We start from the raw sequence: 23,223 nt of genomic DNA on the forward strand, positions 1-23,223 counted from the left end.
GGAGTGCGCTCAGCGTTCGTGCACTGCCGGCACTGTCGGGAGATCGAAATGGAGAGGTCGCGCCGAGGGGCACGTTCGGCAGGCGCCCGGACCCGTCGATCATGCGCAACGTGCCTCTCGTGCCCCACGATCAGCCGGCCGCGCGCTCCCGGGCCGCGTCGCGGGCGGCGCGCAGGCGGGCGAGCACCGGCTCGCGGGGGTGGGGCGGGTCCGGCGCGCCGAGGTGGGTCACGCGCAGCTCGGCCATGAAGTCCTCCCACATCGCCGGGCCGCCGTCCTCGAGCAGCTCGGCGCGCACGGCGAGCTCCTCCGTGGTCTCGCGGTGGCGACGACCCCACGAGCCCAGGGCGGCGAACACCGGCACGAGCGCGATCGAGGACTCGGTGAGGCTGTAGGTGGCGCGCCGGCCGCGGCCCGGGTCGTCGCGCGTGAGCATGCCGTCGGCGACGAGGCGCTGGAGCCGGTCGGCGAGGATGTTCGAGGCGATGCCCTCCTCGGAGTTCGCGAGCAGCTCGCGGAAGTGGCGCCGCCCGCCGAAGACGATGTCGCGCAGCACGAGCAGCGTCCACGAGTCGCCGAGCGCCTCGACCGCCCTGTTGATCGGGCAGCCCGATCGCCCGTCCTGTCGCATCCGACCTCCCGGTGAGAGTGGTTGCAACTTACCACCGGAAGTCATTACCTTCCCCTCAACCAGTTGTGAACTGCAACCACTATCGAGTCCGGGAGGATGTCATGGCCCGCCTGCGTGTCCACGCGTTCACGCTCACCCTCGACGGCTTCGCCGCCGGGACGGACCAGCGGGTCGACGCCCCGTTCGGCGACGGCGTCGACGGGCTCCACGAGTGGATGTCCGCGTCGTTCCGCGGCGAGGGCGCAGGGGTCGACCACGCCGAGTTCCTGGCCGGCAGCGAGGACATCGGGGCGACGATCATGGGGCGGAACATGTTCGGCCCGATCCGCGGGGAGTGGCCGGACGAGAGCTGGCGCGGCTGGTGGGGTGAGACCCCGCCCTACGGCCACGACGTCTTCGTGCTGACCCACCACCCGCGTCCCTCGCTGCCGATGGACGGCGGGACGACCTTCCACTTCGTCGAGGCGACCCCGACCGAGGTCCTCGCGCAGGCCACCGAGGCCGCCGGCGGGGCGGACGTCCGGCTCGGCGGCGGCGCGTCCACCGTGCGGGCGTTCCTCGCCGAGGGGCTCGTCGACGAGATGCACCTCGTGATCGTCCCGATCCTCGCCGGTGCGGGGGAGCGGCTCTTCGAGGGACTCGACGCCCTGCCCGCGGGGTACCGGGTCGAGGCGCTGGTCCCGGGCGAGAGCGGGAACGTCCACGCGCGGGTCGTGCGCCGGTAGCTAGGGGCCCTGGTAGACCCCGGCGCCGTCGTCGAGGGGTCCGCCGAGGAGGCGACGCATGCGCCGCACGTGCCAGCCCCGCCCGTTGCAGCGCCGGCACCTCCGGAACGTCCAGGACCCGGGGAGCGGGCCGAAGTCCCGCCCGGCGGCGGGGTAGCACTTGCGGCAGCGCTGCCGTGGCCAGTGGAACACCGACCACACGTAGAGCACGACGAGGACGACCCCGATCACGATCAGCCAGGTCGTCGTCGTCACGTGAACTCCCCCTGTCAGGCGACCATGTCGACGCTAGGTGACAGGAGGGACCAGCACGATCGGCCGTTCGGGGTGGCAGCGTGCTCCTGACCAGGGTGCGTAGCCTGGGCACGTGGGGCGAACGGGACGCGTGGAGCGGGTGACCAAGGAGTCGAGCGTGCTCGTCGAGATCGATCTCGACGGCACGGGGCACACGGAGGTCGCCACCGGCGTGCCCTTCTTCGACCACATGCTCGACGCGCTGGGCAAGCACGGCGCGCTCGACCTGGTGGTCCGGGCGACCGGGGACGTCGACATCGACGCCCACCACACCGTCGAGGACGTCTCGATCGTGCTCGGGCAGGCGCTCAAGCAGGCGCTCGGCGACAAGTCCGGCATCCGGCGGTTCGGCGACGCCTGGATCCCGATGGACGAGGCGCTCGCGCAGGCCGTCGTCGACGTCTCGGGCCGGCCCTACTGCGTGCACACCGGCGAGCCCGAGTCCATGGCCGGGTTCGTCGTCGGCGGCAACTACCCCACGGTGCTCAACCGCCACGTCTTCGAGTCGATCGCCTTCCACGCCGGCATCGCCCTGCACGTGCGGGTCACCGGTGGTCGCGACCCCCACCACATCACCGAGGCCGAGTACAAGGCGCTCGCCCGCGCCCTGCGTGCTGCGACCGAGCCCGACCCGCGTCTCGAGGGCCCCGCGTCGACCAAGGGTGTCCTGGAGTCGTGAACTCCGGTGACCTGCTGATCGTCGGGTTGCTCGCGCTCGCCGGGTTCCTCGTCGGCGGCGTGGTCAGCTTCTGGTCGCGCAACAAGTTCGGCGCGGTCGTGTGCGCCGTGCTCGCGGTGCTGGCGCTCGGTGCCGCGGTGCTGCGTCTCGTGCCCGGCGCCTGAGGTGGCCACCGACGTCGAGGATCGGCTCGCGGCCGTCCTCGCGGCGGGCGAGGTCGAGGAGGTCCGCCGCCTCTACGACGACTGGGCGCCCACGTACGACGGCGAGGAGGTCGCGGCGCTCCTCGGGCACGCCGGGCCCGAGCGCGTCGCCGCCCGGGTCGCCGACATCGTCGACCCGCGCACCGACGTCCTCGACGCCGGGTGCGGGACGGGGCTGATCGGCGCCGCGCTCGCCGCCCGCGGGTTCGGTTCGCTCGACGGCCTCGACCTCTCCCGCGGCATGATCCGCCAGGCCCGGCGGCGGCGGGTCTACCACGACCTGGGCCCCGCCGACCTGAGTCGCGGCGTGCCGGGCGCCCGCGCCAAGTTCGGGGTCGTCACCTGCGTCGGCGCCCTCGTCCCGGGCCACCTCGGGCCGGGCGCCCTCACCGGCTTCGCGCGGGCCGCCGTCGCCGGCGGGTACGTGGTGGCCGCGATCCCCGAGGACACGTGGATCGAGGGCGGGTACGACGCCCAGGTCGCCGCGCTCGCCGAGCAGGGGTACGCGAGCCCCGTCGCGGGCGCCGACGGGCCCGACCCGGACGGTCCGGGACGCCTGCTCGTGCTCCAGGTGCCTCGGTAGCCTGGCGATCGTGACCACCTCGTCCCCGTCGACCACGGAGAACCCCGCCCGCACCCGCTCGCCGCGCGTCGTCGTGCTCGACTACGGCTCGGGCAACCTCCGGTCGGCCGAACGGGCCCTGCAGCGGGTCGGCGCCGACGTCGAGGTCACCGCCGACCACCGCGCGGCCCTCGCCGCCGACGGCCTCGTCGTGCCCGGCGTGGGGGCGTTCGCGGCCTGCGCGGCGGGCCTGCGCTCGGTGTCCGGCGAGCGCCTCATCGAGCAGCGCCTCGCGGGCGGGCGCCCGGTGCTCGGCATCTGCGTGGGCATGCAGGTGCTCTTCGAGCGTGGGGTCGAGTTCGGCGAGGAGGCCCAGGGCGCGGGGCAGTGGCCCGGGACCGTCGAGAAGCTGCAGGCCGACGTGCTTCCGCACATGGGGTGGAACACGGTGTCGGCGCCGCAGGACAGCGTGCTCTTCGCCGGCATGGACCCGGCCACCCGCTTCTACTTCGTCCACTCCTTCGCGGTGCGCCGCTGGGAGCAGGAGGCGCCCGAGCACTTCCGGCCGGCGCGGGTCACGTGGGCGCACCACGGGGAGGACTTCGTCGCCGCCGTCGAGAACGGGCCGTTGTCGGCCACCCAGTTCCACCCCGAGAAGTCGGGCGACGCGGGCGCGGAGCTGCTGACCAACTGGCTCGGCGCACTCCGCTGAGAATTCTCCCGAGAATTCCCGACCACCGTGTCGAAGAACCCCGGAGCCGTTCGACGCGTGGGCGAGCGGCGGGGCAGAGTGCCCCGTCGACGAGCCGCGAGGAGCGACCGATGCGCTACATGCTGATCATGCAGGCCCCCGAGTCGATGAGGATCGGCGAGGCCGACGCCCCGCCGGCCGAGGAGGCCTTCGAGGCGATGGGCCGGTACAACACCGAACTCGTGGACGCCGGCGTCCTGCTGGCCGCCGAGGGCCTGGCGCCCAGCTCCGAGGGGTTCCTCGTGACCCACGACGGCGAGGGCCCGAGCGTCACCGACGGCCCGTTCACCGAGGCCAAGGAACTCGTCGCGGGGTTCTGGATGCTCGAGGTCGCGTCCCGCGAGGAAGCCGTGCAGTGGGCGCGGCGCTGCCCGATCGGCCCCGGCGTGACGCTCGAGGTCCGCCGCATCCCGGAGATGGCCGAGTTCGAGGGTGTCGCGCCTGCCGAGCTGCTCGACGCCGAGACCACCCTGCGCCAGCGGATCGCTGAGCGCCAGCAGGCCTGACCGACCCACCGAGACGGACCAGGAGATCCCCGATGCGTTTCATGCTGCTGCTCAAGTACGACGAGAACGCCCAGAAGGACACGCCCCCGGACCCCGCGATGTTCGAGGAGATGGGCCGGTTCAACACCGCGATGGTCGACGCCGGCGTGCTGCTCGCCGGTGAGGGCCTCGCCCCCAGCTCGCAGGGCGCCGCGGTCACGTTCGACGGCGAGGAGCCGACCGTCAGCGACGGTCCGTTCACCGAGGCCAAGGAGCTGGTCGGCGGGTTCTGGATCCTCAAGGTGGACTCGCTCGAGGAGGCCCTGTCCTGGGCCAAGCGCGCGCCGTTCCGGGACGGGGAGCGCCTCGAGGTGCGCCGCGTGACCGAGGCCGAGGACTTCGAGGGGCTCGCGCCGCAGGAGGTGCTCGACGCCGAGAAGGAGCTGCGGGCGCGCCAGACCCAGCAGCACGGGAGCTGAGGACGACGACCGCCACGGACCCCTACGCCGTCCTCGAGACGGTGTGGCGCATGGAGTCCGCCCGGATCGTGGCCGGCGTCGCGCGGGTCGTGCGCGACGTCGGCCTCGCCGAGGAGCTCGCCCACGACGCGCTCGTCGCGGCCATGGAGCAGTGGCCGCGCGACGGGGTCCCCGACAACCCCGGCGCGTGGCTCGCGGCCACCGCGCGGCGCCGCGCGATCGACGTGATCCGGCGCGAGCAGAACCTGGCGCGCAAGACCGAGCTGCTCGACGAGCCGGGCGCCGCGCCGGCCGCGGACGCGGCGGTCGGGGACGGGGCGGCGGCGGTGGGCGACGACGTCCTCGCGCTGCTCTTCGCCACCTGCCACCCGGCGGTCGCCCGCGAGTCCCGGGTCGCGCTCACCCTGCGACTGTTCGGCGGCCTGACCACCGACGAGATCGCCCATGCGTTCCTCGTGCCGTCGCCGACGATCGGGCAGCGGATCTCGCGGGCGAAGAAGCGGCTGGCGGGCGTGGGGCCCGACGCCCTGGCCGTGCCCGTCGGCGACGAGCTCGCGGCCCGGCTGGGCGCGGTGCTCGAGGTGATCTACCTCGTGTTCAACGAGGGCTACGCGGCGACCACCGGGGTCGACTGGACGCGCCCGTCCCTGTGCGTCGAGGCGATGCGCCTCGGTCGCGTCCTCGCCGCCCTGGCCCCCGACGAACCCGAGGTGCACGGGCTCCTGGCGCTCATGGAGCTGCAGGCCTCGCGCCTGCGGGCGCGCGTCGGGCCGTCGGGGGAGCCGGTGCTGCTGGGCGACCAGGACCGCGCGCGCTGGGACCGCGTGCTGCTCGGACGTGGTCTCGCCGCGCTGGCCCGCGCCGAGGCGGATGGGCGTCGCGGGCGCTACGTGCTCCAGGCGGCGATCGCCGCGTGCCACGCCCGCGCCCGGTCCACCGACGAGACCGACTGGGCGGCGATCGCGGCCCTCTACGGCGAGCTCGCGGCGCTCACCCCGTCCCCGGTGATCGAGCTCAACCGGGCCGTGGCCGTCGCCCGCGCCGAGGGCCCGGAGGCCGGGCTCGCGGTGCTCGAGCCCCTGAGCAGCGAGCCGACGCTCGCCGGTTACCACCTGCTGCCGGCCGTGCGCGCCGACATGCTCACCACGCTGGGCCGCGTCGACGAGGCCGTCGCCGAGATCGAGCGTGCCCTCGATCTCGTCCGCACCGTCGCCGAACGGGAGCTGCTGGAGCGCCGGAAGGCGGCTCTGCTCGGGTCCTCCAGCGCCGCTGGCTACGATCGCGCGCCGTGACCATCGACCTGCTGCCCGCCGTGGACGTCGTCGACGGACAGGCCGTCCGCCTCGTCCAGGGCGTCGCTGGCACCGAGACCGGCTACGGCGACCCCCTCGACGCGGCCCGGGCCTGGGCCGCCGACGGCGCGGAATGGCTGCACCTCGTCGACCTCGACGCCGCCTTCGGGCGCGGGTCCAACGCGGAGCTGCTCGCCTCGGTGGTCGAGAAGATCGACATCAAGGTCGAGCTGTCCGGCGGCATCCGGGACGACGCCTCGCTGCGCCGGGCGCTCGACACCGGCTGCCGGCGCGTCAACATCGGGACCGCGGCGCTCGAGGACCCCGCCTGGTGCGCGTCGGCGATCGCGGAGTTCGGCGACCGGGTGGCCGTGGGCCTCGACGTCAAGATCTCCGAGGGGCGCCACCGGCTCGCGGCGCGCGGCTGGGTCTCCGACGGCGGCGACCTCTGGAGCGTGCTCGCCCGCCTCGACGCCGAGGGCTGCGCGCGCTACGTCGTCACCGACGTGGGCCGCGACGGGACGCTCACGGGGCCAAACACCGAGCTGCTCGAGGCGGTGTGCGCGCGCACCGACCGCCCGGTGGTGGCGTCGGGCGGGGTGTCGTCGCTCGACGACCTGCGGACCCTCAACGGTCTCGCGGACCAGGGGGTCGAGGGCGCGATCGTCGGCAAGGCCCTCTACGCCGGCAACTTCACCCTGGCCGAGGCGCTGGCGACGACCCGTACGTGAGTGAAGTTCCCGGCTATAGCCGGGAAGATCACTCACGGGGGACGCGGTTAGGCTGAACGGTATGGGTGTCGCCGTCCGCGTGATCCCCTGCCTGGACGTCGACGCGGGCAGGGTGGTCAAGGGCGTCAACTTCGTCGACCTGCGCGACGCCGGCGACCCCGTCGAGATGGCCCGGCTCTACGACGCCGAGGGCGCCGACGAGCTCACCTTCCTCGACGTGAGCGCCTCCTCGGGCGAGCGCGAGACCACCTACGACGTCGTGCGGCGCACCGCCGAGCAGGTGTTCATCCCGCTCACGGTCGGCGGCGGTGTGCGGACGAACGAGGACATCGACAAGCTCCTGCGCGCCGGAGCCGACAAGGTCGGCATCAACACCGCCGCCATCTCCCGCCCGGAGTTCCTGGGCGAGGCCAGCCGCCGCTACGGCTCGCAGTGCATCGTCCTGTCGGTCGACGCCCGGCGCGTGCCCGCGGACGGGCAGCCGACGCCGTCGGGCTTCGAGGTCACCACCCACGGCGGTCGCCGCGGCACCGGCATCGACGCCCTGGAGTGGGCGCAGCGCGGCCAGGAGCTCGGGGTCGGCGAGATCCTCCTGAACTCGATGGACGCCGACGGCACCAAGGCCGGCTTCGACCTCGAGATGATCAGCAAGGTGCGCTCGCTCGTCGACGTGCCGGTGATCGCCAGCGGGGGAGCGGGCGCCGTCGAGCACTTCGGGCCTGCCGTGGCGGCGGGGGCGGACGCGGTGCTCGCGGCGAGCGTGTTCCACTTCGGGATCATGCGGATCGGTGAGGTCAAGGACTCGCTGCGCGACGAGGGGGTGGAGGTCCGATGAGCGAGACCTGGACGCTCGACCCCGCCATCGCCGCGCGGCTCAAGCGCACCCCCGACGGCCTCGTCTGCGCGGTGGCCCAGCAGCACGACACCCGCGAGATCCTCATGGTCGCGTGGATGAGCGACGAGGCCCTGGCGCGCACGATCGCGACCCGCGAGGGCACCTACTGGTCCCGCTCGCGCGACGAGCTGTGGATCAAGGGTGCGACGTCGGGACACGTCCAGAAGGTCGTCGAGGTGCGCCTCGACTGCGACGGCGACACCGTCCTGCTGCTGGTCGACCAGTCCGGCGCCGCCTGCCACACCGGCGATCACACCTGCTTCGACGCCGACCAGCTGCTCGGCCCCGAGGCCTGAGCCGGCCTCTCCTGGGCCGCGTCGCGTTCGGCGGCGACGTCGGTGAACGTCGCGACCGCGGCCCGCACCGCCGCGGTCCCGCGGTCGGTGCGCCACACGGCGTCGATGCTGCGGCGCAGCGGCGGCGTGGTCGTCGCCGCGACGACGCCCGGCGGGAGCGGGGGACGGGCCAGGCGCGGGACCAGCCCCGCGACCCCGATGCCCGCGACCAGCTCGACGTGCATCCCGAACCCGCAGACCTGGCACGTCACCCGCGGCTGGAGTCCGGCCCGGCGCAGGGTCTGGAGCAGCCACGCGCCCGCCCGGGTGTGGACGCCGTCGGCGACCCAGTCGAGGTCGTCGACCTCGGCGAGGTCCACCGGTCCCGGACCGGCGAGGCGGTGGTCGGCGGGCAGGAGGAGGTCGATGACGTCGTCGCAGAGACGGGCGCGCGAGGTGCCGGCCGGGACGGGGGCGGGCGAGCCGTCCCAGTTCTCGACGACGGCCAGGTCGAGGTCGCCGGCCAGGACGGCCGGCACGGTCTCCTCGGCCTCCCCGTCGGCGAGCGCGACCCGCAGGTCCGGGTAGGTCGCCCGGAGGCGGGCGAGGGCGGCCGGCGCGAGGGCGTGCACCGACGTCGGGATCGCGCCGATCCGCAGCTCGCCGACGACCTCGTCGCGCAGCCGGTCGAGGTCGAGCCGGGCGGCGGCGACGCGGGCGAGGATGTCCGCGGCGTGCTCGGCGAGCATCCGGCCCGCGGGCGTGAGGCGCAGTCCCCGCCCGGCCGGCTCGGTGAGCACCGCGCCCGCCTCGCGGTCGAGCTTCGCCAGCTGCTGCGACACCGCCGACGGCGTGAGGTGCAGGGCGGCCGCCGCGCCGGCCACCGACCGGTGCGTCGCGAGGGCGTCGAGGGCCCGGAGCCGGTCGAGGGCGAACACGGTAGCGACTCTAACGAGTTCGAGGCAGGAAACCTCGCTGGTCCTCAACGGTCATCGGACCGACGATCGAGGGCGTGACGCGCTCCCTCGTCGGCCCCGCCCCGGCCGGTCCCTCGATCGTGCCCCGCGTCGACCCGCGTCTGGTCGCCGTCGCCGGCAGCCTCTGCATCGCGTTCTCGCCGATCTTCATCGCGCTCGCCGACGTCACCCCGGGCACCGCGACGTTCTTCCGCTGCGCGCTCGCGCTCCCGCTGCTCGTACCGCTGGCGCTGCTCGAGCGGCGGCGCCGCCTGCGGTCGTCGCCCACGACGGGCAACCGTCCGGTCGTGCTGTTCGTCGGCGGCGCGCTGCTCGGCCTCGACATGACGCTGTGGGCGGAGTCCGTGCACGCCGTCGGGGCCGGGGTGTCGACGGTGCTGGTCAACGTGCAGGTCGTGATCCTCCCGCTGCTCGCGTTCCTCGTCCTCGGCGAGCGGGTGCGCCGCACGTTCGTGCTCGCCGTCCCCGTGATGCTCGTCGGCGTCGCGCTGGCCGGCGGTCTCCTCGGCGACCCGGAGGCGGTGACGGGCGTCGCCCCGGTCCGCGGCACGGTCACCGCATTGATCGCCGCGGCCGCCTACGCCGGCTACCTGCTCTTCGTGCGCCTCGGCGCCGGCCCGGGCCAGCGGTTCACCCCGGTCGCAATCGCCACCGTCGGGGCCGCGGTGACGTCGTTCGCCGTCGGCTCGTTCTGGCAGGGCGTCGACCTCGCGCCGGACGCGCGCTCCCTGATGTGGCTCGTCGTGCTGGCGGTGGTCGGCCAGGTCGTCGGCTGGGTGCTCATCGCGTCCGCGCTGCCGCGCCTCGCGTCCTCCACCGGCGCCTCGATCCTCCTGCTGCAGCCCGTGGGCGCCGTGCTGCTCGGCGCGCTGGTCCTCGCCGAGGTGCCCGGGGTGCTCCAGCTCGTCGGCTGCGCCGTCGTCCTCGGCGCCGTGGCGGTGGCGGCGCGGACCCGGGCCACGCCGACGGCGCCGGCCGGGGAGCCGACGCCGGACGCCGACGTGCAAGGACCGGAGACCCCCGCGACCCCTCGTCGGTGATCGACGGGGACTTCGCGCGCGTAGAAGCAGCGAACGGCGCGTTCGCTGCACAAGTCGGGTCCTCCGCGACGGGCACGTTGCGCATGGTCATCAGGCAGGCACCCCTGCCGAACGTGCCCCTCGTCCGACAGAGCCGCGGCCCCCGCACCGATCAACGGGGAGTTCCGGCGCATAGAAGCAGCGAACCGCCCGTTCGCTCCGACGGGTTGCCCCGCGCGCGACCGCGGACCCGGTTGCCGGGGGCTGTCGGGGCCGGGGGCCAGAATGGGGCCGTGGCCGTCTCCGACCCTTCCGCCGCCCCGCTCGGCGCGGTCGTACCCGATCGCGCGGGGTTCCACGCCCTGGCGGCGCACCACCGCGTCATCCCGGTGACGCGGCGGCTGCTGGCCGACGGGGAGACGCCCGTCGGGCTCTACCGCAAGCTCGCGGGCCGGCGGCCCGGCACGTTCCTGTTCGAGTCCGCGGCGCACGGCGAGTCGTGGTCGCGCTGGAGCTTCGTCGGGGCGCGCAGCGCCGCGACGCTCACGGAGGCCGACGGCCGCGCGGTGTGGACCGGGCAGGTGCCGGTCGGTCTGCCCGGCGGCCCGGACGACGAGGCGCACTCGGACGACCCGCTGGTCGTCCTGCGCGAGACGCTCCAGCGCCTGCGCACCGACCCGCTGCCCGGCCTGCCGCCGCTCACCGGGGGGCTCGTCGGCTACGTCGGCTACGACGCGGTCCGCCGGCTCGAGCGCGTGCCGGAGCACGCCACCGACGACCTCCAGCTGCCCGAGATGGTCATGCTGCTCGCCACCGACGTCGCGGCGCTGGACCACCACGAGGGCACCGTCACGCTCATCGCCAACGCGGTGAACTGGGACGACAGCCCCGAGCGGGCTGACGCGGCCTACGACGACGCGCTCGCCCGGCTCGACCGCATGACCGCCGAGCTCGGGGCGCCCGCGCCGTCGACGGTCGCCTCGGTCGACGCGCCCGCCGGTCCTCCGACGGTGCGGCGGCGCCGCTCGCCCGAGGAGCACCACGCCGCGATCGAGGTCGCCAAGGAGCGAATCCGCGCCGGCGACGCGTTCCAGGTGGTGCTCTCCCAGCGCTTCGAGACCGAGACGTCGGCCGACGCGATGGAGATCTACCGGATGCTGCGGATGACCAATCCCAGCCCGTACATGTACCTCCTGCGGCTCGCCGACGCCGACGGCCGGCCCTTCGAGATCGTCGGGTCGAGCCCCGAGGCGCTGGTCACCGTCCGGGACGGCGTCGCCACCACGCACCCCATCGCGGGCACGCGCTGGCGGGGGGCGGACGCGGAGGAGGACACGCTGCTGGCGAAGGACCTCCTCGCCGACGAGAAGGAGCGCGCCGAGCACCTCATGCTCGTCGACCTCGGCCGCAACGACCTGGGACGCGTGTGCGTGCCGGGCACGGTGACGGTGCGCCGCTTCTTCGAGATCGAGCGCTACAGCCACGTGATGCACCTCGTCAGCACGGTCACGGGGCGCCTCGCCGCCGGGCGCACCGCGTTCGACGCCGTCGCCGCGTGCTTCCCGGCCGGCACGCTCTCGGGCGCGCCGAAGCCGAAGGCGCTGGAGATCATCGAGGAGCTCGAGCCCACCCGGCGCGGGCTCTACGGCGGCATCGTCGGCTACCTCGACTTCGCCGGCGACGCCGACACCGCGATCGCCATCCGCACGGGCCTGCTGCGCGACGGCGTCGCCCACGTGCAGTCCGGCGGCGGCATCGTGGCGGACTCCGACCCCGTCGCCGAGGACACCGAGTGCGTCAACAAGGCGCGCGCGGTCCTGGCCGCCGTCGCCGCCGCGGGCACGCTCGCGGCGCCGTCGGGCACGGGTTCGAACGGCACCGCCACGGTCCCGCTCGCCGATCCCCTCCGGCGGCGCCGTGAGCGCGGCGGCGCCGCACCCGCCCGCCGGCGGGCACGCCCCGGCGCGCCTGCTCGGGCTCGTCGTCGTGCTGCTCGTGGTCGCGGCCGCCGTGCTGTGGGGGTCGTCGCGCGCCACGTGGGTGAGCCAGGTGATCGACGGCCTCCCGGCGCCCCGCACGAACACCGCCGAGGGCGCCAGCGCCGAACCGATCCTCGTGCCGTGGGCGCTCCTGTGCCTCGCCGCGGTCGGTGGGCTCCTCGCGACGTCGGGGTGGGGCCGGCGGGTCGTCGGCACCCTCGTCGCCGTCGCCGGCCTCTGGGCGGTGCTGCGGGGCGTGGTGGGACTCGTCGCCCCGACGGCCACCGCGCTGCCCGTCGGCCTGCGTCCCGGCGACCGGCCCCTGCCCGCCGAGGCGGTGCCCGCGGGCCCGATCGTCGGCGTGGTCGGCGGTCTGCTCATGCTGGCGGCGGGTCTGCTCGCCGCCCGGTGGGCCGCGGTCCTGCCGCGCATGGGCGCGCGCTACGACGCCCCGGGCGGCAGGGACGCGCCACGCGTGCCACCCGCCGACCCGGACCGGGCGCTGTGGGAGGCGCTCGACGACGGCCGGGACCCGACACGGGAACCGACCCACGATCCCTCGGCCGAACCAGCGCCGAATCCCTCCCGCAGGCAGGGCTCCGGCCCTCCCGACGGGGTGGGCAGCACGGAAGGGGCAGCGGGTTAACATGGAGCGAACTCGGACGGGGGAAAGGGGCAGACCCGGCGTGAGCGTCCTGGAGGAGATCCTCGACGGGGTTCGGGCCGACCTCGCCGCCCGCGAAGCCGCCGTTCCCTTCGCGGCCGTCAAGGACCTCGCAGCGGCCGCACCGCCGGCCCTCGACGCCCTCGCCGCGCTGCAGGGCCCCGGCATCGGTGTCATCGCGGAGATCAAGCGCGCGAGCCCGTCCCGGGGCCCGATGGCCGAGATCCCCGATCCCGCCTGGCTCGCCGGCCGCTACGTCGACGGCGGCGCGCGGGTGATCAGCGTGCTCACCGAGCAGCGGCGCTTCGGCGGTTCGTTGGACGACCTCGACGCCGTCCGGGCCGCGGTCGACATCCCGATCCTGCGCAAGGACTTCGTGATCGGCACCTACCAGGTGCACGAGGCGCGGGCCCACGGCGCCGACCTGGTCCTGCTCATGTGCTCGGTGCTCGAGCAGAACGCCCTCGACGCCCTCGTCGACCGCGTGCACTCCCTCGGGATGACGGCGCTGGTCGAGGTGCACAACGAGGAGGAGGCCGACATGGCGCTGCGTGCCGGCGCCAAGCTCGTCGGCATCAACGCCCGCGACCTGCACACCCTCGAGGTCGACCGCTCGGTGTTCAGCCGGATCGCCCCCGGCCTGCCCGGCGAGGTGCTGCGCGTCGCCGAGTCGGGCGTGCGCGGGCCCGGCGACCTCATGACCTACGCCGGCCACGGTGCCGACGCCGTGCTCGTCGGCGAGTCGATGGCCACGGCGGAGGACCCGCGGGCGGCGGTGCGCCAGCTGGTCACCGCGGGGTCGCACCCCGCGTGCCCGAAGCCGGCACGCTGAATCCCTTTCGCCCTGAATACCGGTCGCGCTGATTCTTCGTCGCGTTGCCTCGTAGCATCGCCGACGACCCCCGCACATCCCGCAGGAAGAGCTCCACGATGACGTCGGCCAGCACGGCGAGCACGGCCAGCCAGGGCCTCGCCGGGACCACGCACGAACCCGACGACACCGGACACTTCGGGCGCTGGGGCGGGCGCTACATGCCCGAGGCGCTCATCGCCGCGGTCGACGAGGTGGCCGCCGAGTACGAGAAGGCGCGCCACGACCCGGCGTTCCTCGCCGAGCTCGACCGCCTGCAGCGCGACTACGCCGGCCGTCCCTCACCGGTCACCGACGCGCGCCGGCTCTCCGAGCACGCGGGCGGGGCGCGCATCCTGCTCAAGCGCGAGGACCTCAACCACACCGGCTCGCACAAGATCAACAATGTGCTGGGTCAGGCGCTGCTCACGAAGCGGATGGGCAAGACCCGGGTCATCGCCGAGACCGGCGCGGGCCAGCACGGCGTGGCCACCGCGACCGCGGCGGCGCTCATGGGCCTCGAGTGCATGGTCTACATGGGCGAGGTCGACACCGAGCGCCAGGCGCTCAACGTCGCCCGCATGCGGCTGCTCGGCGCTGAGGTCGTGCCCGTCACCACTGGCTCGCGCACGCTGAAGGACGCGCTGAACGAGGCCTACCGCGACTGGGTCGCGAGCGTCGGCCACACCCACTACATCCTCGGCACCGCCGCCGGGCCGCACCCGTTCCCGATGATGGTGCGCGACTTCCACCGCGTCATCGGCCTGGAGGCCCGCGAGCAGGTGCTCGCCGCGTACGGGCGCCTGCCCGACGCCGTCGTCGCGTGCGTGGGCGGCGGGTCGAACGCCATCGGGATCTTCCACCCGTTCCTCGATGACGCCGACGTCCGGCTCATCGGCTACGAGGCCGCGGGTGACGGTGTCGAGACCGGCCGGCACGCCGCGTCGATCACCGGCGGCACCCCGGGCGCCCTGCACGGCGCGATGTCCTACCTGCTGCAGGACGAGGACGGCCAGACGCTCGAGACGCACTCGATCTCGGCGGGACTCGACTACCCGGGTGTCGGCCCCGAGCACGCGTTCCTCGCCGACTCCGGGCGCGCGAGCTACGAGCCCGTCACCGACGCCGAGGCCATGGAGGCCTTCCGGCTCCTGTGTCGCACCGAGGGGATCATCCCGGCCATCGAGTCGGCCCACGCGATCGCCGGGGCCATCCGGCTCGGCACGACGCTCGGTCCGGAGGCCACGATCCTGGTCAACCTCTCCGGCCGGGGCGACAAGGACGTCGACACCGCCGCGCGCTGGTTCGGGGTGGTCGACCCCGAGTCGCTGCCCACCGAGGAACCGCCGCCGGCCGAGGACGCCGACGGGGCCGTCGCGAGCGGGGAGCGGGAGCTGTGACGACGACCGGCACCGGCATCACCCGCCTCGCCGAGGTTTTCACCACTGCGAAGGCCGAGGACCGCGCCGCGCTGATCGCCTACCTGCCCTCGGGCTACCCGACGATCAAGGGCTCGCTCGGGCTGCTCACGCAGGCCCTCGACGCGGGCGCCGACCTCGTCGAGGTCGGGTTGCCCTACTCCGACCCGGTGCTCGACGGCCCGGTGATCCAGCACGCCGTCGACGCCGCGCTCAAGGGCGGGGTCCGGGTCCGCGACACCCTCGCGATCGTCGAGCAGCTCGCCGAGCGGGGCGGGCGGGCCGTGGTGATGACCTACTGGAACCCGGTGCTGCGCTACGGCGTCGACGCCTTCGCCCGCGACCTGGCGGCGGCCGGCGGGCTCGGTGTGATCACGCCGGACCTCGTGCCCGACGAGGCCGGGGGCTGGCTCGCCGCCGCCGACCGCGAGGGCCTCGCCCCGATCTTCCTCGTCGCGCCGTCGTCGTCGGACGAGCGGATCGCGTCCACCACGGCGGCCACCCGCGGCTTCCTCTACGCCGCCTCGACGATGGGTGTCACGGGCGCCCGGGACGCGGTCTCGGACACCGCCACCAGCCTCGTCGCGCGGGCGCGGACGCACACCGACCTCCCGATCGGCGTCGGGCTGGGCGTGCGCAACGGCGCCCAGGCCGGCGAGGTCGCGACCTTCGCCGACGGCGTCATCGTGGGCTCCGCCCTGGTGAGCGCCGCCGAGCACGGCCGGGCGGCCGTCGCCCGCCTCACCACCGAGCTCGCCGCCGGCGTGCGGGGCCAGCACACCGGTCGTTGACCCACGGCAGATAGCGTGGCGGCCGTGCTTGCCGCGGCCCTGCCCACCTACCTGCCCAGCCCGCCGCAGGGCGTCTGGGAGCTCGGGCCGATCCCGTTGCGGGCCTACGCGCTCTGCATCATCGCCGGCATCGTCGTGGCGATCCTCTGGACCGAGCGCCGCTTCGTCGCCCGCGGCGGTGAGCCGGGCACGGTCACCGACATCGCCGTGTACGCCGTGCCCTTCGGCCTCGTCGGCGGGCGGCTCTACCACGTGGCCACCGACTGGCCGACGTACTTCGGCCCCGGCGGGAACCCGATCGCGGCGCTGTTCATCTGGCAGGGCGGGCTCGGGATCTGGGGCGCGATCGCGCTGGGCGGGGTCGGCGCCTGGATCGGCTGCCGGCGCCGCGGCATCCCGCTGACGGCGTTCGCCGACGCCGCCGCGCCGGGCATCGTCACCGCGCAGGCCATCGGCCGCCTGGGCAACTGGTTCAACCAGGAGCTCTACGGGGCGCCGACGACGCTGCCGTGGGGGCTGGAGATCTACCGCCGGATCGACCCCTCGACGGGCGCTCCGGACAACCTCACCGGCGTCGCCGTCGACACCACGCCGATCGTGGTCGTGCAGCCGACGTTCCTCTACGAGCTGCTCTGGAACCTCGCGGTCGCCGCGCTCGTCGTCTGGGCCGACCGGCGGTTCCGGCTGTCGCACGGCCGCGCGTTCGCGCTCTACGTCGCGGGCTACACCGCCGGGCGCTTCGTCATCGAGCTCCTGCGCACCGACCCGGCGACCCGCGTCTTCGGCGACGTGCGGATCAACGTGGTCGTCGCCGCCGTGGTGTTCGTCGGAGCGGTGATCTACATGATCGTGAACCGTGGCCGCCCCCGCGAGGTCTTCGGCCGTGACGCCGCCGGTTCGGGCGACGGGGACCCGGGTACGCCAGGCTCCGTGGCCAGCACCAACAGCACCGGGGATCCCGACGAGGACCAGCGCGCCGACAACGAGGTCGAGGCGCGCTCGAAGGAGAAGTCGTCCGCGGCCGAGGCCGGCGGCAAGGGCGGGGCGTCGAACGCCAGCAGCGTCGACGCGGAGCCCGCCGACCCGGAGCAGGAACGCGAGCAGGACGCGCCCGCGGAGCCTCCGTCGCGCGCCACGAGCTGACGCACACCTCACGGGCGGGCCTGCCACGCGCCCGCTGACGGACTAGGATCGGGCACGCACCGCGCAGGACGTCGGGGTCCGGCGCCGCCGTTATCCGTGCCCGTCACCCTCCCCACCGGGTTCGACCCACGGACCCGCCGCTCGCAGGCCGCGCGGCGGGTGGCAACGCCGTCATCCATCCTGGGCCACCGTCGTCCCCGGGTCTCCACCACCCGCGCGACGACGAGGAGGCACGAGATGCCTGTGTCGAAGGCCGGCTCGGCCCCGGGCCCGCAAGGGCTCTACGACCCCGCGTACGAGCACGACGCCTGCGGGGTCGGCGCCGTCGCGAACACCCGCGGCGTCGCCGCCCACGCGATCGTCCGCGACGCCCTGGTCGTCCTGCACAACCTCGACCACCGGGGCGCCGCCGGCAGTGAGCCGACGAGCGGGGACGGCGCCGGGATCATGCTCCAGGTGCCCGACGCGCTGCTGCGGGCCACGGTCGACTTCGCGCTGCCCGAGCCCAGGACGTCGCCCGACGGCGGCGCGCCGGTCCTGGCGTACGCCACCGGCCTCGCCTTCCTGCCCGCCGACCCCGACGACCGCGCCAAGGCGATCTCGCTGCTCGAGCGCATCGTCGCCGAGGAGGGCCTCGACGTCCTCGGCTGGCGCGAGGTCCCGGTGGACCCCGAGGGCGCCGACGTCGGGTCGGTCGCCCGTGGCGCGATGCCGCACTTCGCGCAGATCGTCGTCGCCACCCCCGACCGGCAGGCCGCGGGGATCGAGCTCGACCGCCTCGCCTGGATCGTGCGCAAGCGCGCGGAGCGCCAGTCCGCCGAGGAGGGCTGCGGGCTCTACATCGCGTCGCTGTCCAGCCGCACGATGACCTACAAGGGCATGCTGACCACCGACCAGCTGCCGCTGTTCTTCCCCGACCTGCGCGACGAGCGCCTGGTCAGCGCCATCGCCGTGGTGCACAGCCGGTTCTCCACCAACACCTTCCCGAGCTGGCCGCTGGCCCACCCGTACCGGGTGATGGCGCACAACGGCGAGATCAACACGATCCGCGGCAACCGCAACCGCATGCGGGCCCGCGAGGCGCTGCTCGCCACCGACCTGTTCCCCGGCGACCTCCAGCGCGCGATGCCGGTGTGCCCGGAGGACGTCTCGGACTCGGCGAGCTTCGACGAGGTGCTCGAGCTCCTCGAGCTCGGCGGCCGGCCGCTGCCGCACGCGGTGATGATGATGATGCCCGAGGCGTGGGAGAACCACGCCGAGATGCCGACCGACCAGCGCGACTTCTACCGCTTCCACGCGAGCCTCATGGAGCCGTGGGACGGCCCGGCGTGCGTGACGTTCACCGACGGCACGCTCATGGGCGCCACGCTCGACCGCAACGGCCTGCGCCCGGCGCGTTGGTGGCACCTCGACGACGACCGCGTGGTGCTGGCCAGCGAGTCCGGGGTGCTGGACGTCGACCCGTCGCGGGTGCTGGCCAAGGGGCGCCTGCGGCCGGGGCGGATGTTCCTCGTGGACACCCGCTCCGGGGCGAGCGCAGCGACGGGGGAAGGCTCTGCGGGCATCGTCGACGACGACGCGTTCAAGAGCGAGCTCGCCGCCGAGGCGCCCTACGGCGAGTGGCTGCACGCCGGGCTGGTGCACCTCGACGACCTCCCGCCGCGCGAGCACATCGTGCACACCCACGCATCGGTCGTCCGCCGGCAGCTGACCTTCGGCTACACCGAGGAGGACCTGCGGGTCCTCCTCGCGCCGATGGCCACCACCGGCGCGGAGCCGCTGGGGTCGATGGGCACCGACACCCCCACCGCGGCCCTGTCGGCGCGCTCCCGGCTGCTCTACGACTACTTCGTCCAGCTCTTCGCGCAGGTGACCAACCCGCCGCTCGACGCGATCCGCGAGGAGCTCGTCACCTCGATGACGCGGGCGATCGGACCGGAGCAGAACCTGTTCCACCCCGGCCCCGCCTCGTGCCGGCAGGTCGTGCTGCCCGACCCGGTGATCGACAACGACGACCTCGCCAAGCTCATCCACATCGACGACGACGGCGACATGCACGGCTTCGCCGCGACGGTGATCTCCGGGCTCTACGAGGTCGACGGCGGCGAGCGGGCCCTGGCCGACGCCCTCGACCGCGTGCGCCGTCAGGCATCCGAGGCGATCGGCGCCGGCAAGAGCATCCTCGTGCTCTCCGACCGCGACTCCGACGCGCAGTGGGCGCCCATCCCGGCGTTGCTGCTGGTCTCGGCGGTGCACCACCACCTCGTCGCCACCCGAGAGCGCACCCAGGCCGCCCTCGTCGTCGAGTGCGGCGACGCCCGCGAGGTGCACCACATCGCGCTGCTGCTCGGCTACGGCGCCGCGGCGGTCAACCCGTACCTGGCCTTCGAGTCGATCGAAGACATGATCACCAGCGGGTGGCTGCAGGACATCGAGTGCCCGGAGGCCATCGACCACTACGTGAAGGCGTTGGTCAAGGGCGTCCGCAAGGTGATGTCGAAGATGGGCATCTCCACGGTGTCGGGCTACACCGCGGCCCAGGTCTTCGAGGCCGTCGGGCTCTCGCAGGAGTTCGTCGACGAGTTCTTCACCGGCACCTCGTCCAAGCTCGGCGGGGGCGGGCTCGACGTGGTCGCCCGCGAGACCGCGGAGCGCCACCGGCAGGCGCACCCGGAGAACCCGGGGGAGCGGGCGTACCGAGCCCTCGACGTCGGCGGCGAGTACGCCTACCGCCGCGAGGGCGAGCTGCACCTGTTCAGCCCCGAGACGGTGTTCCTGCTGCAGCACTCCACGCGGACCAAGCAGTGGGACGTGTTCCAGCGCTACACCGCCGAGGTCAACCGGCTGATCTCCTCCGGCGGCGCGCTGCGCGGGATGTTCCGGCTGCGCACCGAGGACAGGACCCCGATCCCGATCGACGAGGTCGAGCCGGCGACCGAGATCGTCAAGCGCTTCGCCACCGGCGCCATGTCGTACGGGTCGATCTCGGCGGAGGCGCACACCGACCTCGCGATCGCGATGAACAACATCGGCGGCAAGTCGAACACCGGCGAGGGCGGGGAGGACCCGGTCCGGCTCCACGACCCGTCGAAGCGCTCCGCGATCAAGCAGGTCGCGTCCGGCCGGTTCGGCGTCACCAGCGAGTACCTCGTCAACTGCACCGACATCCAGATCAAGATGGCCCAGGGTGCGAAGCCCGGCGAGGGCGGCCAGCTCGCGGGGCAGAAGGTCTACCCGTGGATCGCCGAGGTGCGGTACTCCACACCCGGCGTCGGCCTGATCTCGCCGCCACCGCACCACGACATCTACTCCATCGAGGACCTCAAACAGCTCATCCACGACCTCAAGAACGCCAACGAGCACGCGCGGATCCACGTCAAGCTCGTGGCGTCCGTCGGCGTCGGCACGGTGGCCGCGGGCGTGGCGAAGGCGCACTCCGACGTCGTGCTGATCTCCGGGTGGGAGGGCGGCACCGGCGCGGCGCCGCTGACCTCGCTCAAGCACGCCGGGGCGCCGTGGGAGGTCGGCCTGGCCGACACCCAGCAGACGCTCATGATCAACGGGCTGCGCGACCGCATCACCGTCCAGGTCGACGGCCAGATGAAGACCGGCCGCGACGTCATCGTCGGCGCCCTGCTCGGGGCCGAGGAGTACGGGTTCTCGACGGCGCCGCTGATCGTCAACGGCTGCATCATGATGCGCGTCTGTCACCTCGACACCTGTCCGGTGGGCGTCGCGACCCAGAACCCGGAGCTGCGCAAGCGCTACACCGGCAGGCCGGAGTTCGTGGAGAACTTCTTCTGGTTCATCGCCGAGGAGGTCCGCGAGTACCTCGCCGAGCTCGGCTTCGCCACGTTGGACGAGGCCATCGGGCACGCGGAGCTGATCGACGCCGCCGAGGCGGTGGACAACTGGAAGGCCCGGGGCATCGACCTGACGCCGCTGTTCACCGTCCCCGACGTGCCCGAGGGCGCGCCCACCGACCGCATCCGCACGCGCGCCCAGGACCACGGCCTGGACCGGGCCCTGGACCGCACCCTCATGCAGCTCGCCGAGGGCGCCCTGTCCGACGCGACGCCGGTGCGCCTCGAGATGCCGGTGCGCAACGTCAACCGCACCGTCGGGACCCTCACCGGCGCCGAGATCACCCGCCGCTACGGCGACGCCGGCCTGCCCGACGACACGGTCCACGTCGAGTTCACCGGGTCCGCCGGGCAGTCGTTCGGGGCGTTCCTGCCGCCGGGCATGACGCTCGACCTCGTCGGCGACAGCAACGACTACCTGGCCAAGGGCCTGTCCGGCGGCCGGGTGATCGTGCGGCCCTCGGACGACGCGCCCTTCGCCGGCACCGTCGACGAGACGCACGTGATCGCGGGGAACGTCATCGCCTACGGCGCCACCGGGGGCGAGGTGTTCCTGCGCGGCCAGGTCGGCGAGCGGTTCTGCGTCCGCAACTCGGGGGCGCTGGCCGTCGTCGAGGGCACCGGCGACCACGCCTGCGAGTACATGACCGGCGGCCGCGTCGTCGTGCTCGGCACGACGGGCCGCAACCTCGGCGCCGGGATGTCCGGGGGCATCGCCTTCGTCCTCGACCTGCCCGAGGTGCGCGTGAACCCCGAGATGGTGTCGCTGCTCGAGGTGGACGACGAGGACGCGGACTGGCTGCGCGGCGTCGTCGAGCGCCACCGCGACCTCACCGGGTCGCCGCGGGCGGCGGCGCTGCTCGACGACTGGGCGGCGGCCGTGCCGCGGTTCACGAAGGTGATGCCCGACGACTTCCAGCGCGTCCTCGACGCGACCCAGCGGGCCCAGACCGAGGGGCGCGACCCCCACGAGGTGATCATGGAGGTGGCGGCCGGTGGCTGACCCACGCGGGTTCCTCAAGTACTCCCGTGAGGACAACCCCAAGCGTCCGGTCGAGGAGCGCCGCACCGACTGGCACGAGCTCTACGCGCCGCTGACCGACCCCGCGACGCGCGAGGGCACGCAGACCCAGGCGGCGCGGTGCATGGACTGCGGCATCCCGTTCTGCCACTCCGGCGGCGCCGGCTGCCCGCTGGGCAACCTCATCCCGGAGTGGAACGACTTCGTCCGCCGGGGCGAGTGGGACCGCGCGAGCGAGCGCCTGCACGCCACGAACAACTTCCCGGAGTTCACCGGTGCCCTGTGCCCGGCGCCGTGCGAGGCGGCCTGCGTCCTGTCGATCACCAGCCAGCCGGGTCCGGTGGCGATCAAGCGCGTCGAGTGGTCGATCGCGGAGGCCGCGTGGACCGACGGGCACGTCGTCCCGCAGATGCCGAGCAACCGCACCGGGCGTCGCGTCGCCGTCGTCGGGTCGGGGCCCGCCGGGCTCGCGGCGGCCCAGCAGCTCACGCGCGCCGGGCACGACGTCACCGTCTTCGAGCGCGACGACCGCCTCGGCGGGCTCATGCGCTACGGCATCCCGGAGTTCAAGTTCGAGAAGTGGGAGCTCGACCGCCGGCTCGACCAGATGCGCGCCGAGGGCACCCGGTTCGTGACGAACTGCGAGGTCGGGACGGCGGCACTGCCCGTGGAGCGGCTGCAGGGCGAGCACGACGCCGTGGTGCTCGCCGTCGGCGCGCTCGAGGGCCGCGACGACCGCACGATCGAGGGCCGCGACCTCGACGGCGTGCACCTGGCGATGGAGTACCTGGTGCCCGCCAACCGCGAGTGCGAGGGCGACGGCCCGTCGCCGATCAACGCCCGCGGGGCGAACGTCGTCATCATCGGCGGCGGCGACACGGGGGCGGACTGCTACGGCACCGCGACCCGCCAGGGCGCGCTCGCCGTCCACCAGCTCGACCAGTACCCCCCGCCGCCGACGACCCGGCAGGACTCGTCGTCGCCGTGGCCGACCTGGCCGTACGTGTTCCGGACGCCGCCGGCGCTGGAGGAGGGCGGCGAGCGCCTGTTCGCCACCGCCGTGCGCCGGTTCGTCGGCGACGAGCGCGGCCACGTCCGGGCGGTCGAGCTCTCCTCGGTCGAGGTGCGCCGGGACGCCGATGGCCGGCGGGAGGTCGTGCCGACCTCGGAGGAGGTGCACGAGATGCCGTGCGACCTCGTGCTGTTCTCCATCGGCTTCACGGGCCCCGACGACCGGGCGCTCCTGCCCGCCCTCGGGATCGAGCGCAACCCCAAGGGCGCGGTCGGCTGCGGCTCGGACTGGCAGACCGACGCGCCCGGCGTCTTCGTCTGCGGCGACGCCCACCGCGGGGCGTCACTGATCGTGTGGGCGATCGCCGAGGGCCGCTCGGCCGCCGCGGCCGTCGACCGCTACCTCGACCCCGACGGCACGACCGACCTCCCGGCGCCCCTGCACCCGGGCGCGCTGCCCCTGAGCGCCTGAGGGGTTGCAGCGA

General features: G+C 74.1%; 22 protein-coding genes and 1 pseudogene. 20 read left to right on the top strand and 3 right to left on the bottom strand.

The window, feature by feature from the left end; genetic code table 11:
• Nucleotides 1–130: 130 nt before the first annotated feature.
• Nucleotides 131–631: a winged helix-turn-helix transcriptional regulator gene (locus tag ACQPYN_RS15895; protein WP_433038507.1), complete on the bottom strand. Its 501-nt coding sequence runs from the start codon at nt 629–631 to the stop codon at nt 131–133.
• 101 nt (nt 632–732) lie between these two features.
• On the opposite strand from ACQPYN_RS15895, the gene ACQPYN_RS15900 reads away from it, so the two are divergent.
• On the top strand, nt 733–1,356 hold the full coding sequence (locus tag ACQPYN_RS15900) for a dihydrofolate reductase family protein (protein WP_433038509.1): 624 nt from the start codon (nt 733–735) through the stop codon (nt 1,354–1,356).
• Here the strand turns inward: ACQPYN_RS15900 and ACQPYN_RS15905 are convergent, their stop codons facing one another.
• Complete coding sequence (locus tag ACQPYN_RS15905) at nt 1,357–1,611, bottom strand: hypothetical protein (protein ID WP_274186805.1); 255 nt, start codon at nt 1,609–1,611, stop codon at nt 1,357–1,359. It lies immediately after the preceding gene.
• Between the two features lie 112 nt (nt 1,612–1,723).
• Between ACQPYN_RS15905 and hisB the strand changes: the two genes are divergently transcribed.
• The 10 genes from hisB (at nt 1,724) to hisI (ending at nt 8,023) form a co-directional block, all read left to right on the top strand.
• Nucleotides 1,724–2,329, top strand: coding sequence for an imidazoleglycerol-phosphate dehydratase HisB (gene hisB / locus ACQPYN_RS15910; RefSeq protein ID WP_433038512.1), 606 nt, complete (start codon nt 1,724–1,726; stop codon nt 2,327–2,329).
• The gene (locus tag ACQPYN_RS15915; protein WP_433038514.1) at nt 2,326–2,493 is read left to right on the top strand and encodes a hypothetical protein; all 168 of its coding nucleotides are present in this window, start codon (nt 2,326–2,328) and stop codon (nt 2,491–2,493) included. The genes hisB and ACQPYN_RS15915 overlap by 4 nt, the downstream gene beginning before the upstream one ends.
• 1 nt (nt 2,494) lies before the next feature.
• Nucleotides 2,495–3,115 (top strand): class I SAM-dependent DNA methyltransferase, encoded by a 621-nt coding sequence (locus ACQPYN_RS15920; RefSeq protein WP_433038516.1) that lies wholly within the window; start codon nt 2,495–2,497, stop codon nt 3,113–3,115.
• Between the two features lie 10 nt (nt 3,116–3,125).
• The gene (gene hisH / locus ACQPYN_RS15925) at nt 3,126–3,806 is read left to right on the top strand and encodes an imidazole glycerol phosphate synthase subunit HisH (RefSeq protein ID WP_433038518.1); all 681 of its coding nucleotides are present in this window, start codon (nt 3,126–3,128) and stop codon (nt 3,804–3,806) included.
• A 110-nt stretch (nt 3,807–3,916) separates the two neighbouring features.
• On the top strand, nt 3,917–4,351 hold the full coding sequence (locus tag ACQPYN_RS15930; RefSeq protein WP_433038520.1) for a YciI family protein: 435 nt from the start codon (nt 3,917–3,919) through the stop codon (nt 4,349–4,351).
• A 32-nt stretch (nt 4,352–4,383) separates the two neighbouring features.
• Nucleotides 4,384–4,809, top strand: a complete 426-nt coding sequence (locus ACQPYN_RS15935; protein WP_433038522.1) for a YciI family protein — start codon at nt 4,384–4,386, stop codon at nt 4,807–4,809.
• Nucleotides 4,810–4,859: 50 nt separating this feature from the next.
• Complete coding sequence (locus ACQPYN_RS15940) at nt 4,860–6,101, top strand: RNA polymerase sigma factor (RefSeq protein WP_433038524.1); 1,242 nt, start codon at nt 4,860–4,862, stop codon at nt 6,099–6,101.
• On the top strand, nt 6,098–6,832 hold the full coding sequence (gene priA / locus ACQPYN_RS15945; RefSeq protein WP_433038526.1) for a bifunctional 1-(5-phosphoribosyl)-5-((5-phosphoribosylamino)methylideneamino)imidazole-4-carboxamide isomerase/phosphoribosylanthranilate isomerase PriA: 735 nt from the start codon (nt 6,098–6,100) through the stop codon (nt 6,830–6,832). Before ACQPYN_RS15940 ends, priA begins: the two co-directional genes overlap by 4 nt.
• Nucleotides 6,833–6,893: 61 nt before the next feature.
• On the top strand, nt 6,894–7,667 hold the full coding sequence (gene hisF / locus ACQPYN_RS15950) for an imidazole glycerol phosphate synthase subunit HisF (RefSeq protein WP_433038528.1): 774 nt from the start codon (nt 6,894–6,896) through the stop codon (nt 7,665–7,667).
• Nucleotides 7,664–8,023: a phosphoribosyl-AMP cyclohydrolase gene (gene hisI / locus ACQPYN_RS15955; protein WP_433038530.1), complete on the top strand. Its 360-nt coding sequence runs from the start codon at nt 7,664–7,666 to the stop codon at nt 8,021–8,023. Before hisF ends, hisI begins: the two co-directional genes overlap by 4 nt.
• On the opposite strand, the gene ACQPYN_RS15960 is transcribed toward hisI, so the two are convergent.
• Entirely contained in the window at nt 7,978–8,940 is a 963-nt protein-coding gene (locus ACQPYN_RS15960) for a LysR family transcriptional regulator (RefSeq protein ID WP_433038532.1), read from the bottom strand. The two genes, hisI and ACQPYN_RS15960, sit on opposite strands and share 46 nt — an antisense overlap.
• A 74-nt stretch (nt 8,941–9,014) precedes the next feature.
• Between ACQPYN_RS15960 and ACQPYN_RS15965 the strand changes: the two genes are divergently transcribed.
• The 9 genes and pseudogenes from ACQPYN_RS15965 to ACQPYN_RS16005 all read left to right on the top strand — a co-directional run bounded on the left by ACQPYN_RS15965 (nt 9,015) and on the right by ACQPYN_RS16005 (nt 23,210).
• Nucleotides 9,015–10,019: a DMT family transporter gene (locus ACQPYN_RS15965; RefSeq protein ID WP_433038535.1), complete on the top strand. Its 1,005-nt coding sequence runs from the start codon at nt 9,015–9,017 to the stop codon at nt 10,017–10,019.
• Between the two features lie 272 nt (nt 10,020–10,291).
• A pseudogene (locus tag ACQPYN_RS15970) lies at nt 10,292–11,854 on the top strand (anthranilate synthase component I); the annotation flags it as partial.
• Between the two features lie 184 nt (nt 11,855–12,038).
• Nucleotides 12,039–12,623 (top strand): Trp biosynthesis-associated membrane protein, encoded by a 585-nt coding sequence (locus tag ACQPYN_RS15975; RefSeq protein WP_433038903.1) that lies wholly within the window; start codon nt 12,039–12,041, stop codon nt 12,621–12,623.
• A gap of 40 nt (nt 12,624–12,663) precedes the next feature.
• Nucleotides 12,664–13,473, top strand: coding sequence for an indole-3-glycerol phosphate synthase TrpC (gene trpC, locus ACQPYN_RS15980; RefSeq protein WP_274195027.1), 810 nt, complete (start codon nt 12,664–12,666; stop codon nt 13,471–13,473).
• 98 nt (nt 13,474–13,571) lie between these two features.
• Nucleotides 13,572–14,891, top strand: coding sequence for a tryptophan synthase subunit beta (gene trpB, locus ACQPYN_RS15985; protein WP_433038537.1), 1,320 nt, complete (start codon nt 13,572–13,574; stop codon nt 14,889–14,891).
• A 17-nt stretch (nt 14,892–14,908) separates the two neighbouring features.
• Nucleotides 14,909–15,700, top strand: coding sequence for a tryptophan synthase subunit alpha (trpA, locus tag ACQPYN_RS15990; protein ID WP_433038905.1), 792 nt, complete (start codon nt 14,909–14,911; stop codon nt 15,698–15,700).
• Nucleotides 15,701–15,724: 24 nt separating this feature from the next.
• Nucleotides 15,725–16,843 carry a prolipoprotein diacylglyceryl transferase gene (lgt, locus tag ACQPYN_RS15995; protein ID WP_433038539.1) on the top strand — a complete coding sequence of 373 codons (1,119 nt, stop codon included), beginning with the start codon at nt 15,725–15,727 and terminating at the stop codon, nt 16,841–16,843.
• 237 nt (nt 16,844–17,080) lie between these two features.
• Nucleotides 17,081–21,709 (top strand): glutamate synthase large subunit, encoded by a 4,629-nt coding sequence (gene gltB / locus ACQPYN_RS16000; RefSeq protein ID WP_433038542.1) that lies wholly within the window; start codon nt 17,081–17,083, stop codon nt 21,707–21,709.
• Complete coding sequence (locus ACQPYN_RS16005) at nt 21,702–23,210, top strand: glutamate synthase subunit beta (RefSeq protein ID WP_433038545.1); 1,509 nt, start codon at nt 21,702–21,704, stop codon at nt 23,208–23,210. The genes gltB and ACQPYN_RS16005 overlap by 8 nt, the downstream gene beginning before the upstream one ends.
• Nucleotides 23,211–23,223: the final 13 nt, after the last annotated feature.

The organism is Actinomycetospora sp. CA-053990 (genome assembly GCF_050948445.1).
GTDB classification, from domain to species: Bacteria; Actinomycetota; Actinomycetes; order Mycobacteriales; family Pseudonocardiaceae; genus Actinomycetospora; species Actinomycetospora callitridis.